Consider the following 16,220-nt stretch of genomic DNA (forward strand, 5'->3'; position numbering starts at 1 on the left):
CATGACGTGTCCGGCCGATCACGCCGCTCGGTGAGGTGCAGCGAGGGAGAGGGCCCGATGAGTGCGGTGGGGCTGAGTCGGGCGGAAGCGATCGCGCTCGTGCAGCGGATCATGGAGGCGGACTACTACGCCTGTGAGGATGAGGTGAACGACTGGCTGGACAGGCTCGACAGAGCTCTTTCCTGCCCGTCCGGTCACGTCAGCGACCTGGTCTTCTGGCCGCCGGTGCGGGAGTTGTCGGCCGAGGACGTGGTCGACCATGCCTTGGGGTATCGGCCGATCGTCTTGTGACGCCGGTAGTCACCTGCGGAGCCAGATCACGAAGGTTGCCGCGGTGGCGGTGCCGAGGAAGACGTAGCCGCGCTTGTCGTAGCGAGTGGCGACTGCCCGGTGCTGCTTGAAGCGGACGTGCGGCCTTCTGGGCCATCACCGTGTTCGCTGCTGCGGTCACGAAAGTGGCTGTTCCAGGACTGGATCGGGTCCCGCAAGCGCCGGCGGCGCCTTTCGTGACGAGGTTCGGGTGTTGCCCCTCCGCATCACCGGCCGACCGGCCACCCTCCGCCACCGCACCAGCCTCCGACGGCTCCTGACGAACCCTCAGGTCAGGAGCAACGTCTCAGGCGCGGCGGACCCGCCAGAGCCACACTGCCGTGCCGGCCAGCAGAACCAGCGTCGCCAGGTTGGCGAGGAGGGCCGGGCCGTCGCCCGACGGGCCGCCACTGGACAGGTTCCACGTGACTATGAAGGCACTCGGCAGGACGGCGGCAAGCAGCACGCCAGTGGTCTTCTGGACGGCGGCCCAGTGCACCGAGGTGCAGAGAAGTACCGCGCCGGTGATGCGGAACAGGACGCCGAACACCGGCCCGGGGAGGTCAGGGAAGACCATCATGAAGGGCAGCGAGAGAGTGAGCATCAGGAGCGGGACCAGGGGGTGCACCTTGCCCCGTCGGGCGGGTGTACCGACACCGTCTCCGCCCGTGGTCCCGACAGCCGCGTTCCCCGACTCGGCCAGCGCTGTCGCCGCGATCATGCGGGGGTCCCCCAGCTCCGCCAGGACCTCGCCGATGGGGGTATCCGGGTGTTCGGCGCGCGTCACCTCGATGTGTTCGGCAAGGTCGGCGAGGAGTTCCTGGCGACGTTCGGCGGGGAGCGCGGAGGTCTCGCGCTCGACGGCGGAGAGGTAGTCGCGTACGGGATCGGCAGAGGTCTTCATTCGTGGTCTCCGGTGGAGGGGTGCGGGGTGGTCAGGAAGGCGTCGACGGCGTCGCGGAAGCCGGGCCAGACCCGGGTGAACTCGTCGAGTGCGGCCCGGCCGCTGTCAGTGAGCGCGTAGTAGCGGCGGGGTGGTCCGGAGGCGGACTCCTGCCAGGTGGTGGTGACCAGGTCGTCGCGGCGGAGCCGGGAGAGCAGCGGGTAGACCGTGCCCTGACTGGTGGCCAGGGCGCCGGAGTTCTGTAGGGCGTGGAGGAGTTCGACGCCGTACCGGGGGCGGTCCCGCATCAGGGCGAGTACGCAGTACTCCAGGACACCCTTGCGCAGCTGGGCGGCTGCCCTGGCCTGCCTGGCCGAATCACCTGGTTCCATGCGATGCAAGATACCTGGTGGGGCAAGCAAATGAGAAGGGGCCACGGATCCCCTGGACCCATCAGTCTGGAGGTGCCGGTGCCGACGACCTTCTGGGCCGTCACCAGGCCGCGATCAGGCGGGTGAAGCAGACAAACCCGCAGACCGGAAGCAACCGCACGGCAGGACGTAGTCGGCCTGCCGTGCATACGGGGCGGGGTCGGCGACGGACCAGCCGGGCCTGCGCTGCGTGTGCCGAGATGTTCAGCGACGCATTCGCCAACTCTGGGGTGTCCCGTGAGCGGACACTCAAGGCCGAGCGGTCCGATCGGGCTTCTCCAACAGCCGGTCGAGGCGGTGCCGCTGAGCCGACGTCAGATCAAGGCCTGCCGCCGCAGGATTCTCCTCCAGGTGGTCGATGCGTGCGGTACCCGGATCGGGAGGATGACCGGCGAATGCCCGAGAAGCCAGGCGAGGGCGACTTGTGGGGGTGTCGCCGGTCTCGGCGGCCTGCGGCGATCTCTGCCCTCTCGCCCGACGCTCCCCACGCAACGGGCCGCCAGGGCAGAATGGCGATCCCCGCCGCCTCACAGGCCGCGAGCACGGGCTCGTGCTCGAGGTCGAGGTCGAGGTCGAGGTCGAGGTCGAGGTCGAGGTCGAGGTCGAGGTCGAGCAGGTTGTAGCGGTCTGGACGCTCGAGACGTCGATGATCTCCAGAGCCCGGTCGAGTGCGGCGGTGGTGACCTCGGACAGTCCGATCCGCCCGATCTTCCCCTCGGTCTGCAGCTCCCGTAGCGTGCCGAGCTGGTCGGCGAGAGGTGTTTCCGGATCGATGCGGTGCAGTTGCAGTAGCTCGATCCGCTCGACGCGCAGTCGGCGCAGGACCTGTTCGACTTGAGCGCGCAGAGCGGCCGGACGGCCGTCCAGCCCCCACTCGCCCGACTCGGGCGACCGGGCGACGCCGACTTTCGCCGTCACCTCGGCCGCCGTGAGCACATGGACGGCACCGTCCAAGCCGTCGCCGGCCTTCTGTCCCAGCAGCAGACCGCAGACCAGATCCCGGCTCGGCAGACGTGAGCACGGAAGCCCCACCGGCCCCTTCGACGTCCCACCGCTCACCGTGCACGAGCTCGTTGGGAGCGGACCAGGTGAACAGGCCAGGCGCCCGGACGGGAGCCCGGCCACCCTCCGGTGAGGAAGGGTGGCCGGGCTCAGGGTCATGCCTCGCGCCCTTCTGCGCCCGCCAGCCGATCCGATGGTCATCCCTGAGCCCTCGGTGGCGCGCTGCGCGGCTTTCAGGCGTCGAGGGAGTTGGCGTTCCTCAGTTCCGCGAGCAGTTCGTTCTGTCCGGCCAGCAGCTCGGTGAGAATGCGCCGTGCGGCCCGAAGGAGTTCCGCCACATCGCCCCCGGCGAGTGCGTAGCTGACGGTGGAGCCCTCTCGGATGGAGATGACGATCCCCGAGCGGCGTAGTACGGCCAGTTGCTGGGAGAGGTTGGACGGTTCGATCTCGATGGCGTTCAGCAGTTCGCGTACGGGCACGGGGCCGTTCTGGAGAAGTTCCAGTACACGGATTCGGACTGGGTGTCCGAGCATGCGGAAGAACTCCGCTTTGGCCTGGTACAGCGGCACCTGCATGCGAATTGCACTCCCACCCGGGTCGACCATTCCATGAGCCGACAACCATTCCTGCTGGTCCTCGGCGCCCAGTCCGTCCATCCTCCTGCTTCCCGAACCCCCTGCGCCCTTGACTGAGCACTTTCAGATGTGCCGAGTTGAAGAGTTCTTCAACTCGTGGGCATGCGGAGCCGGGAAGCAGGAGAAACGTCTACAGTTCCAGTTCCGTCTCGATGCGTCTGAGCTGGTGCCTGGCCATGGCGAGGTTCGCCCTTCCCTTGTCCAGGACGAGGTAGAGGAACAGGCCGTTGCCCCCGCGCCCCTTGATCAGCCGGATGAGGTGGTACTGACTGCCGAGGGTGATCAGCACATCCTCGATGTCCTCCCTGATACCCAGCATCTCCATCGTTCGGATCTTCGCCCGGACCACATCGGTGTTCCCCGCGGCGGCTACCGTCAGATCGAGGTCCTTGCCTCCCCCCAGCGTTCCCAGGGCCATGCCGGACGTGTAGTCGACCAGCGCAACCCCCACGCTCCCCTCGATCGCGGTCATCGCCTCCTTCAGAGACGTCTCCACACTCAACATCGGTACTCGCTCCCTCAGCCTCGGACGAACCCGGCCCGTTTCATACCTCCGAACCAGGTGGTGATCGCCGAGGCTACCCACCGGCGCCCAACAGGATTGGAAAGAGCGGGAATTCGGCGGGAAACGAGCCCACACCCTAAAATGCACCACCACCTCGAGGTCACACAGCCCTGGTTGCCCGCACGATGTGGCCGTTACGGCCGTGTTCTCCCGAAGCCACGACGAAGTGACAAGTAGCTCTCTGTGATCAGAGTGACATTCAGTCAGGGACAGCGAGGCGGGTCCTGGGACTTCGCCGACCTGGAGGGCGGCGAAGTCGGTGTGGGCCTGTTCGACGGCTTCGGGATACGCCTCGCGCTCGGCGTGCTCGGCGAGCGCCCGGTAGATGCTCGCGACGGAGGGGTTCTGTCCCTTGCGCTTGCCGGTGGGGATGATCAGGTCGGGCTGGATCTGCTCGACGGACTCGCCGCCCGAGTGACGCCGCGGGACGGTGTGCAGCATGTCGTCGGTGATGACGGGCGGTCGGCCGTCATGCTTCCCCTTGCGGGCCGCGGTGTCGAGCCCTTCGAGGGTGGACTCGCGGATGTGCTCCCGCTCTGTCTCGGCCATCGCCGCGAAGAAGGCGGGACAGGCCATAGCGGCGCAGTTGAGAAGGCCGGAAACGTGGGAACGGGCAGGCGAATCCGGCGGAGGTGCCCCCCTCTCTCCTCGGTGCATCGCAGTCCCGAACAGAGCAAGTCGAGCGTGAGCCTTGTGCCCCCACCGGAGTACGGGTCGGTCGACAGCAGCACCGGGTGCCGGAATGGGGGGCGGAAGCGGATCCGGCGTCTACTCCCGCCGGCTCCGTCGCGTGGTGGTGGATAGCGGGACCATTGGATGATCATCGATACGGTGGCATCAACGGATCCTGACCGGGGTGGACAGGTCATCACCTGTCCACCCCTTCCGCGTCCCCGTACGTCAGCCGGTGAACCGCTCCCACAGGGCAGCCTCATCCGCGGCGAGCGGTGGCTCCCACACCAGCCTGCCGCCGATCAGCCCCGGCAGGCGGCCGGTGGCCGGCTGCGGATTCTCCAGCTTGTCGGCCGTCTCCTCCAGCAGCATGCTCAACGTCTGGTCCCCGACAGTACGCACGGACGTGTCGTCCCAGTGGCCGACCTTGCCCGTCTCGGCGTCGACGAACAGGCCATAGCTGGTGTCGGTCACCGACCATGAGCAGAACGGAATCCACGACGGCTTCCATACCGTCTCGTCGTCCGCGCTCCACCCGAGTCCCAGCTTCCGCCGGTTGTCCCTCTGCCACCGGTAGGACGTGGCCACCGTGCCCAGCTGCATCAACGCCCAGTCGTAGTCAGGCATCACGCCCGCCCCCGGAGTGTCCTTGCCCCCCGCGCACAGCAACCACAACGCCCGTAGCTCCACGGGTACACGTACCCCAAGTGCTTGCTCCAGCGCGGCGATCTCGTACGTGGACGCGCCGGGCAGCAGCGCCGCGCGGGTGGCGGACGCGTGCTGCTCGAGCCAGCTGATGATCCGCCGCCATGCATCGGTCACCTGTCGCGCAACGATCTGTTGCCTACGGGGATCCGGCACTTCCGCGGGGGCCTGCTCGTCGCCGGCGTCGGGGAGCGGCCCGGTCGCCTCGACGTCCCGGATCTCGATCCGGTCTACGTCCAGCAGAGGCGGACCATGGGCGTAGCGCACGATCAGGGATGGGCACGCATCGAAGGTGTCACTGTCGATCGTCGCCGCGTACAGGCCGAGCCTGCCGGCGCGCTCGCCCAGGCGTGGATCGTCGGCCAGCTGCCGGGCCAGGGTCTTGACCGCGTACAGGACACCGTCGCCGAGCTCGATGCAGCGAGCGCGTATGTGGTCGGGCAGGTCAACATCGACGGTCACCGGGAAGCCTGCTCCTTGCGTGTGGCTCGGGCGTACCGCTGGGCGCGTTCTGTTACGACGTCAGCCCCCACCCTGTGGACTCTTCACTCCCGCTGCCACCGATTACGATCCGCGATCAGAGTGGCCGAGATGCCGATGACGGCACCGGCCAGTGTGGAGAGCAGAGGCATCCAGTTCATGCGCAGCAGCTTGTCCGAACCAGCCCGCCAGGACCAGGGGTCTCGCTGCGGAGGCGGCACCGGCCTTCGCGATGCAGGGCGGGCGCGACCTCGCCAGGAGACCATTTGGGCCCCATGTCAGTCATGGTGCTCAGGTCGTTCGAGCCGGTAGTGGGACATCTCAAGTTTCAAGACGCGGAGTCGGCTGCGCAGACGTCTCTCGGGCAGGAGTCGTTCAGAAGGTCCTCCTGGAACATCACCAAGGCCCTGACCAAGAGGTCAGAGGAAACTTGCCCGGTGTGACAGTCACGCTGCGGCGGGCGGAACGCAGGGTTTCGATGAAGGAGCGCGTTCCCGGTAGCGCCGGTAGGCCAGGACACGGACCACGACCGGCTCATGCCGGGCAGGTCCGCTGCCGGCCCGGATCTGTGACAGCCACGACCCGTCACGCGATTGCCCGGGGTGGTCGGCTGCAGGGCGGCGCGGTGATGCCGAGTGGGGTGGTGGAGGGCAGTCACAGGGTTGAGGAGCTCAGTGCGATGAGGGCGATGGCGACAGCTGTGAGGACGGCTGCCGGTGGTGCTCCCTTGTAGTCACTGGCGCGCAGGTGCGTGGCGACTGCGCCGATGAAGTAGAGCGTCAGGGCGGACGCGGCGGCGATTCCGAGGGGCACCCACCAGAGTCCGATGACGAGGCCGCCGGCGCCGGCTATCTGGGCGACGCCCAGGAACGGCAGCACGCCCTATAGGGCAGGCCAAGGGTGGACATCTGGTCGACGAGCCGCGTCGGCCGGGTGAATTTGGCGCCTGCCGAAGCCAGGAGCACCGCCGACATGAGTGCAGCGACGATGGCATAGGTGATGAACATGGTGAGACCTCGACTGTTCAACGGGGGTGGAGTATCTGGACATTCGCCGACCTGGCGGTGCTTTGCTTCGCAGGTCAGGCGATTTCGAGCAACAGGGCGCTGAGTTCCGCCGGCCTGGTGATCATGGCGTCGTGGCCGGTGTCCAGCTTGTGGACGCAAGACGGTTCGCCGTTGGGCTGAAGCTTCGGGATGGGCCGACGTGTGACGCCCTCGGGCTCGTTGCCGATGCAGAGAATGTGAACCCGAGGGATGGACGCCTGCGCGGGGTTGTCCATCTCGGCCGACTGTCGGAAGCAGAGGACCGACTCATCTGCCAGCGTGGTCTTGAGCCAGGCGATGTCGTCGGGGTCGGTGACTCCGAAGAGGCCGTGTGGCGCGGGGAACTCCGGCAGAGGCGGAATGCGCCAGGGCTCTGCACTGCCGGCGGCACCGTCGATCATCACCTGTGTGAGCGGCATGACGTCGATGGCGTTCTCGCCGTGCGTCGGCACCATCGCGTCGAGGTACAGCAGGCGTGACATGCGCTCGGGAACCTGGTTCGCCACGCTGGAGATGACCATTCCCGCGTAGCTGTGTCCGACGAGGACGATGTCGTTCAGGTCGTTGGCGAGAATGAGGCTGACAATGTCGTCGACGTGGGTGGTGAGGCCGATCTCGGGGCTGAGAAGGTGTGCCTTGTCACCGTGGCCGGTGAGGGACGGCGTGAAGACACGGCGGCCCTGGGCGGTGAGTAGTGGGGCGACACGGTTCCAGGACTGTCCGTCGTGCCATGCACCGTGCACGAGGACGTAGGTGGTCGGGCAGGTCATGACTGTCTCCTTGACATGGGTGTGTATTCACTGACGGGTGAACTTGTGTTCCACGCGCGCACGGGCTGGGGCGTGCTTGCGGTGCAGGGCGGCTGACAGGCCCGGCACGATGACGGCTGAGGCGACGGTTCAGCCTGATTCGCTTGGTACGGCGGGTGCTACGCCGGACGCGAACTTGTCCATGGACCCCAGAACGCTCGAACGCGGCAGTCCGCCGAGATCGACTCGTCCGATGAACCGGTTGGCACCGAACGGTTCCTTTTCGATCATGAGCTTCTCGGTGGTCTCCTGCGCACTGCCGACCATGAGGGCGCCGTCGGGACCGGCCATCGCCTCGAAGGTCGGACGATCAAGGTGAACGCCGCGGCCCTGCGCGAAATACACGCGGTAGTAGGGGTAGAAGGTCTCGCGGGCTCCCTGCGACCTCGCACCGACGAAGAGATGGGCCGCCGCACCGATTCCGAGCGCGGCCCGCGGGTGCGCGGCCATCTCGCCGGTCTGCCAGTACGGATCGGCGGCCGTTGGGCCCGGGCGGGACTGCCTCCCAGACGCGCCGGCGTCATCGGCAGCCCCCGACAGCCGCACGGCGGGCGCTGTCCGGTGACCCTCCAACCGAATACGTCGAGTCCTGCCTGGTCGGTGAGGACGCCGGCGTCCTCGATGTCGCGGACTCGTTGCGAGCTGGTGGCGCCTGGGACGAAATCGGTAAGGGAAATGACGCCGAGTTCGACTTCGGCGCCCTTCGAATGGGTGAGCTGCATGCCCTCGACGCCAGGCAGCCGACAGGTACCCAAAGGTACCCTTCAGCTCGTGAGCCTCCGTCCCGGCACCGTCTTCCTCGCCGACTGCCCAGCCCGCCTGGCCATCGAGATCATCGCCGGCAAGTGGGCCGTGGTCACGCTCTTCGCTCTGAGCGACGGCCCCGTGCGCCACGGCGAGCTGGTCGAGCTCATCGGAGGCGTCTCACGCAAGGCACTGACGCAGACGCTGCGCCGCCTCCAGGACAACGGGCTCATCGAGCGACGCGCGTACGCCGAAGCACCACCACGCGTGGAATACAGCCTGACCGAGCTCGGGCGCACCCTGGAGGAGCCCATCAGAAGGCTCACCGAGTGGGCAAGAACCAACGGTGAGGCCGTCGTTGCCTTTCAAGAGACAGCTGAGCAGAAGGACCAATAGGTCCCGAAGAGCGGGGCGAGCTGCCGCAGCGTCAGGTTCGTCAGTCAGTACGCGGCGACCAGCAGGACCTGGTCCTCCCGCAGAGAGGGCTCCATGGCCGGCCCGAAGCGATCGATGACCTCGGGCAGCTCGAAATCCGAGGAACGAGGAAAGCGCATGACGGCATCTTCCCGTTCGCCGCTGCCCTGCGGCCAGCCGATTGCGGGTCGGCTCGGGGTGGGAGGTGTGAGCTGACGTGGAGGTACTCCGTCAGGCTCCGAGGACGATGCGGGTGCGGAAATGGCCTGGGCCGGCCCAGCCGTAGTCCGCGCGATCGAGGAACTTGGCCTTGATTGCCAGGCCTTCGACCTGACTGGAGCTCCACGTGCTCGACAACCCGGGCACCTACTCGCCACCGCCGCGCTGACTCACCACGGCAGCCAGGTGCCCGCCGGTCAGCCGACCTGGGCCGCTTGCACGCCCCAGTTCGAAACCTCAGCGAGCTTTGTCGCTTTGTGGCTCGACGCACAGGAATTGAGGGCCTCGGCTCGCCCCGGAGCAGGGTCGTTCGCAGCCTCGGCGGGACCGCCGGTGCACTTTTGCCGCTGCCCGCGACCTCTCGGTCAACTGCCTGGAGGCGGGCTCTCACATACCTACCCCAGCCGTCGATGAACCTGCTCTGACCTGGTGTTTTCCAAGAGTTCAGGTAGCGTGGAAAGTCCTGTCGGACGCCAGAGGGGACTCCGTGAGCGGGAGAGCCAGCGGATATGACGCCACGAGCATCACAGTTCTGGAGGGGTGTGAGGCCATTCGGAAGAGGCCCGGGATGTATGTCGGCTCGACCGGCATACGCGGCCTGCACCACCTGTTGTTCGAGGTCATCAGCCGGTCGGTGAACGACGTACTGGCTGACGGTGGTGGTTGTGTCGACGTCACCCTCACACCCGACGGCGGTGTCCGTGTCACCGACGACGGGCCAGGTGTCCCCGTCAGAACGGCCGGGAACACCAACAGTGCCGGCCTCGAAGCCCTCCTGACACGCCCGCACCCCCGAGCCGGGCCCGGCGACCCTCACGCCGTGAATTGGAGCCTCTACGGTATGGGCCCATGTGTCACCAATGCTCTGTCGAGCCGCCTCACGGCCGAGGTGCGGCGCGGGCACACGCTCTGGGTCCAGGAGTACTCACGCGGCGCCGCTCTCGCCCCGCCCGCAGCCATGGGGCCGGCGACCGGCAGCGGAACTTCTGTCGCCTTCTGGCCCGATGCCGACATCTTCGACACCATCGACTACTCGTTCGCTGCGTTGGCCAAGCGCTTCCGGGAGGTGGCCCTCCTGAACCGGGGCCTGAGCATCTCACTGACCGACGAACGCCCACCGGGCGGAGTCCGGTCGGTACGCTTCCAGTACCCCGACGGTCCCAAGGATTTCGTGGCCTTTCTCGACTCTGAATCCGGGGCGCACGCTACCGCGGACATCATTGGCTTCGAACACGAAGACACGCGGATGGCAGGAACAGTAGCGGTAGCCCTGACCTGGCACGGTGTGCGCGAGGAACGAATCCGGACCTTCGCCAACAGCGTGCCCACCCCGGAGGGCGGCACCCACGCAGACGGGTTTCGGACTGGGGTGGCATCTGCGGTCAACACGTACGCGCGTGAGCGACAGCTGCTGACAACGGAAGATGCCGATCTCACCGCCGACCGAATCGGTCATGGCCTGACAGCGGTCGTCTCAGTGAAACTGGCGAGTCCCGAATACTTGGGCCCGACCGGCGGCCAGCTGGGCGGCGCAACCGTGCACGACTGCGTCGAGCAGGCCGTCCAGACGTACCTCGGCACATGGCTGGCTCAACACCCGGAACAGGCCGCTGCCGTCGTCGCCCGCATCATCCACCGGAACAGGCCGCTGCCGTCGTCGCCCGCATCATCCAGGGGACACTGCGGAACTGACGCCTATCCGGCGAGGGCGACGTTGGGCATATGACCGATGCCGGCCAAGGCGCGGTGGACGCCTTCGCTTTGACTCGGCAGTCGCGGACGACCGTCAGCACGCCGCTAGGCCATGTATCGAAAGTGGATCTTGGGTTGTGCATGATCACAGATCATGGGTCGGGAGATCTCACAGACGAACAGTGGGCGGTGCTGGAAACACTGTTGCCGAAGGGTGCCAGGGCGGGGCGGCCACCGATCTGGCCTCGACGGCAACTGATCGACGGCATACGGTTCCGGGTCCGAACCGGAGTGCCGTGGCGAGACATCCCGGTCGGATACGGACCGTGGAACCGGGTCTACGACCTGTTCCGCCGGTGGCAGCGGGACGGCACGTGGCACCGGATCCTCACCCGGCTCCAGTCCCTGGCCGACGCGAAAGGCGCGATCACGTGGGAACTGAGCGTCGACTCCACAGTGTGCCGCGCTCATCAGCATGCGGCCGGGGCCCGCAAGCAGGGTGATCTGCAGAAGGAACCACCGGGCGGTGTGTTCACCGAGCCGAATGATCACGGGTTGGGACGCTCGCGCGGCGGGTTCACCACCAAGCTGCACCTGGCCGTCGAGCAAGGCCAGAAGCCCATGTCGATCGTGGTGACCGCCGGGCAGCGCGGGGACTCACCGCAGTTCGAACCCGTGCTGGAGAAGGTTCGCGTGCCTCGCATCGGGCCGGACCGGCCACGCGTCCGCCCCGATCGCGTGCGGGCAGACAAGGCGTACGCCTCCCGCAAAAACCGCGCCTACCTGCGCCGACGCGGGATCCGCTGCACGACCAGGCACGCAACCGCCAGAAGCTCGGCTCCCGTGGCGGCCGGCCGCCGCATTTCGATCCGGCCGACTACCGCGAGCGCCACGCGGTCGAGTGCGGGATCAATCGCCTCAAGCGACACCAAGCCGTGGCCACGAGATACGACAAACTCGCCGTCCACTACGAAGCCACTGTGCTGGTCGCGGCGATCAACGAATGGATATGAATGGCTCCGGCGTACTCATAATCGCTAGCCTCACCGGCTATGAAGCAGCGCCAGCAGAAGAAGCTCTCCCGCCACCTCTTCGAAGCAGTCCTGGCAGGTGACGCCATGCGCACGAAGGCCCTGCTGCGCAGTGGAGCAAGTCCAGAGAGACGGAACAGTGACGGCACCACTCCGCTGTACCTGGCTTCAGTGCAGGGCGAAGCCGAGATAGCTCGTTTGCTCATCGAAGCCGGGGCTTCTCCCGACACCGAAAGCAGCGGCCTCGGCTCTGAGGGCACACCGCTCTGCGCAGCCGCCTGCTGGGGGCACACCGAAACGATCCGGCAGTTGTTGACGCATGGCGCCGATCCCAACCTTCGCGAAGACCACGGCACAGGCAAGTCCCCGCTGGACTGGGCGAACAGCGGCCCTCACCCTGACACTGCCGAGATCCTTCGGGCAGCAGGGGCGCAACCGGCAACTCACCCAACTCCGTAGCTAGCGCGCCTCAGCACTCACTTTCGCAACAGGGCCTAGTGGATTGACCCTCAGCGTTGTTGACTCGGCTGATTGGTGGCTTGCCGTTGAGTGCGGTGTGGCAGCGGTGGGTGTTGTAGGTATGGAGGAAGTCCGCCAGGGCCGCGGTGCGTTCGGCGTTGGTTGTGCAGGGCCGCAGGTAGGCCCGCTCCTCCAGCGGGGTGCGGTTGAAGCGTTGACCTTGCCGTTGGTCTGCTGCCGGTAAGGGCGGATGCGCTTGTGGGCGATGCCGGCCGTGGTGAAGGACTGGGTGAAGTGCTTGGACTTGTAGCAGGCGCCGTTGTCGGTCAGGACCCGTTCGACGGTAGTGCCGTGGCCGGTGAAGAACGTCTGGGCACGTTGCCAGAATGCGATCAGGCTCGCCGCCCGCAACGAGGCGACTGTCCTCGTCGCGGCCGTCAACGAGTGGCTGTGACCCTTGGCCGTCAGGCGGTGGGATCCACGTTCCACGCCGCGGGCAGATCGCTGTCGCAGAAGACGCAGACGAAGTCGTCCTCGCGCACGATGTTGTGCTCCTGGCAGTCGGGGCACCGCCGGAATACCACCTCGTGGGTGAAGCCGGAGGGCCGCCCAAGTTGTACGCCGTCCAGAGCACGGGCGACTGCCGACCAGGAGGTGACGTCCGGGCAGTACCCGGTGGACTGGTTGCTGATCTCTCCCACGGCCCACCGGTCCGCCTCGCGCATGAAGCTGATCTCGCCGGCACTCAGAACCATGTCTCCGCCGGCACAGGCCACGTGCTCGCTTCGTCGCGGCGCCAGCCGAAGCACACCATCCCTACCGACCACGAAGGTGAACGGTTCAGCCAGCTCCGCCGCCGATTGCTCCACGATCCAGCCACCGAAGTCAGCCGCTGAGCCAATCCGGCACCCGCCGTCACCAGGCCGGACCGCAGTCTTCAGCTCGACCGGTCCGACGTACCTGTAATTCCGCCCCCGCCCACTCACACCAGCCAACCTAGAGCACTTCCGACGCATGCTTCAGTGCGGGAAGCGGCGAGGCGGGCGAGTCACTACGGTTTCCCGGAACTCAGCTATCCGCGAATGGACTTGGCGCATCAGGTACGTGTCCTCGATGCGATCCAGGTAGAGGCAGCGGTCCGCCAGGCCGGGGAGGTCGAAGGCGAAGTACAGGGACATCAGCGGATTCACGAACAACTCGCTGCCCCGGGTGCGGTCAGTGAACCGGACATCGCCGAACGAGCCGCGCACGGCTGCCGCGATCGAACCGTTCACAATGCTGGGATGCTCCGGGGTGTGGTGCTGAGCGTGCGCCACCGCGTCAAGGTAGAGGGCGCCCTCACGGGTGGCACGCGGTATCGAGAACGCGCCGAGGTAGGCACCGTCACGGTCCAGAGCGGCGATATTCTCCAATACCTGCACGTGGTTGACCCCGTGGTAGGCGTCTACTCCGAAGCCGACTGACACGACGAGCCGGGTCGGTATGCCGTCCAGACCCGCAAGCGCCGCCACGCTGGTCAGGTCCTCCTCCGGAGTCCCGAGCCCGGCTTCGTCCCCGCGCATCAGAATGTCCGTACCACCGTCGACCAGCACCACAGCGTCGACATCGTGCAACTCGACCAGCGCCTCGTAGGCGGCACGCAGGGGGCGTACCCCGGTCTGGGGGAAGGCGTACACGGTGGAGGGGTAGCCGTGCAGACGCAGCCACTGCGCGAGGGTCCGTTCCGGGAAATAGCTCTGGTGCGAAGCAGAGCCGGGTGTGACAGCGGCCAGATCAGGAACGACCCAGTCCTCGAGCGGGAGACCGGTTAGTGCGCTGAATGAGAGGTTCGCAAGATGTACCTGCTTGCCTTGATGCAGCAGGGAGAGAGCCAATGGAAGACCGGAGTAGATGTCGAAGCCGCCGCCCGCACCCGCGACAAGGATCCGTTCGGCATCGGCGAGCCGGGTGAAGAGCGGGTTGGAGTGGAGGAGCGTCATGAAGACCATTGTCCGGACCCCCACCCCCGAGCGCTCCCCATTTCTCGCCCTGAGACGAAGCCACCGAGCAACCGGGAATGCCCCCAAGACGGCGGCCCGTCCCAATGGCTCCCCCCGCGAAGAGCGCCCTGCCGCGCGCCTACGCTGCCGACCGGCCGGGGCGAAGCTGCGGTGGAATCTCACCGCTGACAGGCGGAGAGGACCGCTCGCCCGCCCTCGCCGCCCGCCCTCGCCGCATGAGCTTCCAGCCTTCGCGATGACCATCCGGCGAAAGCGGGCCCCCGGGCCGGCACCGGTCCTCCGGGCTCGGACGCGACGCCGGGAGTCGGCCGTACCCCTCGTGAACAGCCCGGCGTCCCGCAGCGTCAGTTCAGCGCTACGGGAGGCGGCGTACCGTAGAAGGTGAGCGGCGGCCAGCCCTTGGACTGGGCAAGCGCGGACAGCGCTTGGGCCACCTCCAGGGGCGTGATGTCCTGCGCGGACGGATAGCCGTTCGGCTTGTCGACGCGCACCTTGAAGCTCATGTCCATCCTCAGGTCGCTCTCGGCCATGCTCGCGTCCGCCCGGAACTCGGTTCCGTCCGTGAACTCGACCGTCGCCGGCGCCTCGTCCGTCTCCGCGGCCTCGGCCGTCGCGGTGGACGCGAACACGGCCCCCGCCGCGGCAGTCCCCGAGTACCCCAGCAGCTTGCGTCTCGACATCTCCGACACGGCCCCTCCTCCTGTCGACCTCCCGGGCGTCCGGGAGCCAGAATCGATCATAGGAACGAGGACCCCGCTCCGTAGCGATTTCGCGGTCTTTGCCGCCGTCCGGCAGCCGTGGACGAACTGGGCCGGCAAGCCCTCAGGACGAGCCGACGACGGGCCGGATGCCGAACGGACCGGATCTCGTCGCACGCGAACTCGCGGTCGGGGAAGCGTTCCAGCCGTGCTCGATGCCGGCGAGCCGGGGCTCGCCGGCACCGGGGCCTCTGGCACGGCAGGCGGTCCGTGGAATCGTTCGCCGGTCGTCGGTCCCTCCCCCGCCCTGTTCTCCTACTCGTTCTGAATCGCGTTCACCAGTCCGGCAATGAGGTTCGCCCGCTCCGTCATGGCGTCGATCACCAGATACTCGTGGTCCGCGTGGGCGCCACCCCCGACCGCACCGAGGCCATCGAGGGTCCGTACCCCCAGTGCGGCGGTGAAGTTGCCGTCGCTTCCGCCGCCGACCGACTTGCCTTCGATGCCGGGAAGGAGCCGCTGCGCCACCGCAAAGAGTTCGGTCGATGTCGATTCGGGCATCGGGGGACGGCCGACAGCTCCCTGGACCGAGATCTCCGCCTCGTCGAGATGGGCAGACAGTGCCGTGAACGCGGACTCGATTCGTTCCTTCTCGTCCGCCGACTCGACCCGCACGTCGACGATGACGGTCGCCTCTGCGGGAACGACGTTGTCCAGGGTTCCTGCGGAGGCAACGGTCGGGGTGACTGTCGTCCCGATGTCGGGTCGGCTCAGCGCTGCGATGTCCAGCACCTGATGTGCCGCCTCGATCAGGGCGTTGACTCCGGTTGCGGGCTCAAGGCCCGCGTGCGACGCCCGGCCCCTCACAGAGACCTGGAAGGTGCCGCAGCCCTTGCGTCCCGTCTTCAGGCCTCCCCCGTCGGCGGCGCCTTCGACCACGAGTACAGCGCCGCACGCGAGGGCTCGTTCCTCGATGAGGGCTCGGGAGGAGCGCGAGCCGACCTCTTCGTCGGCGGTCACGAGGATCTCGATGCCTGACCGGTCGTCGAGCGTCGCCACGCCGTGGACGGCCTGCACCAGACCGCCCAGCATGTCAAAGACCCCGGGCCCGGTCGCACGGCCGCCCTGGACCATGAACGGGCGGCGCTCAAGGGTGCCGAGCGGAAACACCGTGTCGTGGTGACCCAGGATCAGGACCTTCGGATCGCCACCGGCCGACCAGTGGACGTGGGGACCCGCTGTGCTCTCGACCAGGACGGCATGTCCGCCGAGGCGGCTCTCGAGGACGGCGGCGACAGCTTTGGCCGAGTCCCGCAGGGCGTCGACATCGCGCGACGGAGACTCGATCTCCACGAGTGTCCTGAGGTCCTCGATCATCGCGTCGACGCTCGCGCCGACGGTCTTGTGCATGGTCATTTCGCAAGGC

General features: G+C 67.2%; 17 protein-coding genes and 2 pseudogenes. 5 read left to right on the forward strand and 14 right to left on the reverse strand.

Annotated features, from left to right (window positions below):
- Positions 1-57 precede the first annotated feature (57 nt).
- On the forward strand, positions 58-291 hold the full coding sequence (locus tag OG844_RS02200; protein ID WP_406387731.1) for an e9imm peptide: 234 nt from the start codon (positions 58-60) through the stop codon (positions 289-291).
- A 325-nt stretch (positions 292-616) separates the two neighbouring features.
- Here OG844_RS02200 and OG844_RS02205 read toward each other — a convergent pair whose 3' ends face one another.
- The 9 genes from OG844_RS02205 to OG844_RS02245 form a co-directional block, all read right to left on the reverse strand.
- On the reverse strand, positions 617-1,213 hold the full coding sequence (locus tag OG844_RS02205; RefSeq protein WP_406387732.1) for an HAAS signaling domain-containing protein: 597 nt from the start codon (positions 1,211-1,213) through the stop codon (positions 617-619).
- A complete protein-coding gene (locus OG844_RS02210) occupies positions 1,210-1,584 on the reverse strand; it encodes a PadR family transcriptional regulator (protein ID WP_406387733.1) in 375 nt (124 codons plus the stop codon). The genes OG844_RS02205 and OG844_RS02210 overlap by 4 nt, the downstream gene beginning before the upstream one ends.
- Before the next feature lie 288 nt (positions 1,585-1,872).
- Positions 1,873-2,682, reverse strand: coding sequence for an aldo/keto reductase (locus OG844_RS02215; protein ID WP_406387735.1), 810 nt, complete (start codon positions 2,680-2,682; stop codon positions 1,873-1,875).
- 176 nt (positions 2,683-2,858) lie between these two features.
- Positions 2,859-3,200 carry a metalloregulator ArsR/SmtB family transcription factor gene (locus tag OG844_RS02220; protein WP_329204919.1) on the reverse strand — a complete coding sequence of 114 codons (342 nt, stop codon included), beginning with the start codon at positions 3,198-3,200 and terminating at the stop codon, positions 2,859-2,861.
- Between the two features lie 190 nt (positions 3,201-3,390).
- Positions 3,391-3,765, reverse strand: coding sequence for a hypothetical protein (locus OG844_RS02225; protein WP_406395969.1), 375 nt, complete (start codon positions 3,763-3,765; stop codon positions 3,391-3,393).
- Positions 3,766-4,725: 960 nt separating this feature from the next.
- Positions 4,726-5,664 carry an SMI1/KNR4 family protein gene (locus OG844_RS02230; protein ID WP_406387737.1) on the reverse strand — a complete coding sequence of 313 codons (939 nt, stop codon included), beginning with the start codon at positions 5,662-5,664 and terminating at the stop codon, positions 4,726-4,728.
- A 672-nt stretch (positions 5,665-6,336) separates the two neighbouring features.
- Complete coding sequence (locus OG844_RS02235; protein ID WP_406387738.1) at positions 6,337-6,561, reverse strand: DoxX family protein; 225 nt, start codon at positions 6,559-6,561, stop codon at positions 6,337-6,339.
- Between the two features lie 202 nt (positions 6,562-6,763).
- Positions 6,764-7,498, reverse strand: a complete 735-nt coding sequence (locus tag OG844_RS02240; protein WP_406387739.1) for an alpha/beta fold hydrolase — start codon at positions 7,496-7,498, stop codon at positions 6,764-6,766.
- Between the two features lie 129 nt (positions 7,499-7,627).
- On the reverse strand, positions 7,628-7,987 hold the full coding sequence (locus OG844_RS02245) for a hypothetical protein (protein ID WP_406387741.1): 360 nt from the start codon (positions 7,985-7,987) through the stop codon (positions 7,628-7,630).
- Between the two features lie 270 nt (positions 7,988-8,257).
- Between OG844_RS02245 and OG844_RS02250 the strand changes: the two genes are divergently transcribed.
- From OG844_RS02250 to OG844_RS02265, 4 genes and pseudogenes are all read left to right on the forward strand, one after another.
- Complete coding sequence (locus tag OG844_RS02250) at positions 8,258-8,677, forward strand: winged helix-turn-helix transcriptional regulator (protein WP_406387743.1); 420 nt, start codon at positions 8,258-8,260, stop codon at positions 8,675-8,677.
- A gap of 1,195 nt (positions 8,678-9,872) precedes the next feature.
- Positions 9,873-10,640 carry a hypothetical protein gene (locus OG844_RS02255; RefSeq protein WP_406387745.1) on the forward strand — a complete coding sequence of 256 codons (768 nt, stop codon included), beginning with the start codon at positions 9,873-9,875 and terminating at the stop codon, positions 10,638-10,640.
- A gap of 107 nt (positions 10,641-10,747) precedes the next feature.
- Positions 10,748-11,619, forward strand: a pseudogene (locus tag OG844_RS02260) (IS5 family transposase).
- A gap of 39 nt (positions 11,620-11,658) precedes the next feature.
- Positions 11,659-12,096 carry an ankyrin repeat domain-containing protein gene (locus OG844_RS02265; RefSeq protein WP_320780720.1) on the forward strand — a complete coding sequence of 146 codons (438 nt, stop codon included), beginning with the start codon at positions 11,659-11,661 and terminating at the stop codon, positions 12,094-12,096.
- Positions 12,097-12,106: 10 nt separating this feature from the next.
- Here the strand turns inward: OG844_RS02265 and OG844_RS02270 are convergent.
- From OG844_RS02270 to OG844_RS02290, 5 genes and pseudogenes are all read right to left on the reverse strand, one after another.
- Positions 12,107-12,486 (reverse strand): annotated as a pseudogene (locus OG844_RS02270) (integrase core domain-containing protein); the annotation flags it as partial.
- Between the two features lie 74 nt (positions 12,487-12,560).
- On the reverse strand, positions 12,561-13,112 hold the full coding sequence (locus OG844_RS02275; RefSeq protein ID WP_406387747.1) for a hypothetical protein: 552 nt from the start codon (positions 13,110-13,112) through the stop codon (positions 12,561-12,563).
- Positions 13,113-13,115: 3 nt separating this feature from the next.
- A complete protein-coding gene (locus OG844_RS02280) occupies positions 13,116-14,075 on the reverse strand; it encodes a DUF1152 domain-containing protein (protein ID WP_406387749.1) in 960 nt (319 codons plus the stop codon).
- A gap of 365 nt (positions 14,076-14,440) precedes the next feature.
- The gene (locus OG844_RS02285; protein WP_406387750.1) at positions 14,441-14,776 is read right to left on the reverse strand and encodes a hypothetical protein; all 336 of its coding nucleotides are present in this window, start codon (positions 14,774-14,776) and stop codon (positions 14,441-14,443) included.
- Between the two features lie 333 nt (positions 14,777-15,109).
- Positions 15,110-16,210 (reverse strand): M20 family metallopeptidase, encoded by a 1,101-nt coding sequence (locus OG844_RS02290; RefSeq protein ID WP_406387751.1) that lies wholly within the window; start codon positions 16,208-16,210, stop codon positions 15,110-15,112.
- Positions 16,211-16,220: the final 10 nt, after the last annotated feature.

The sequence above is a fragment of the Streptomyces sp. NBC_00887 genome (assembly GCF_045207585.1).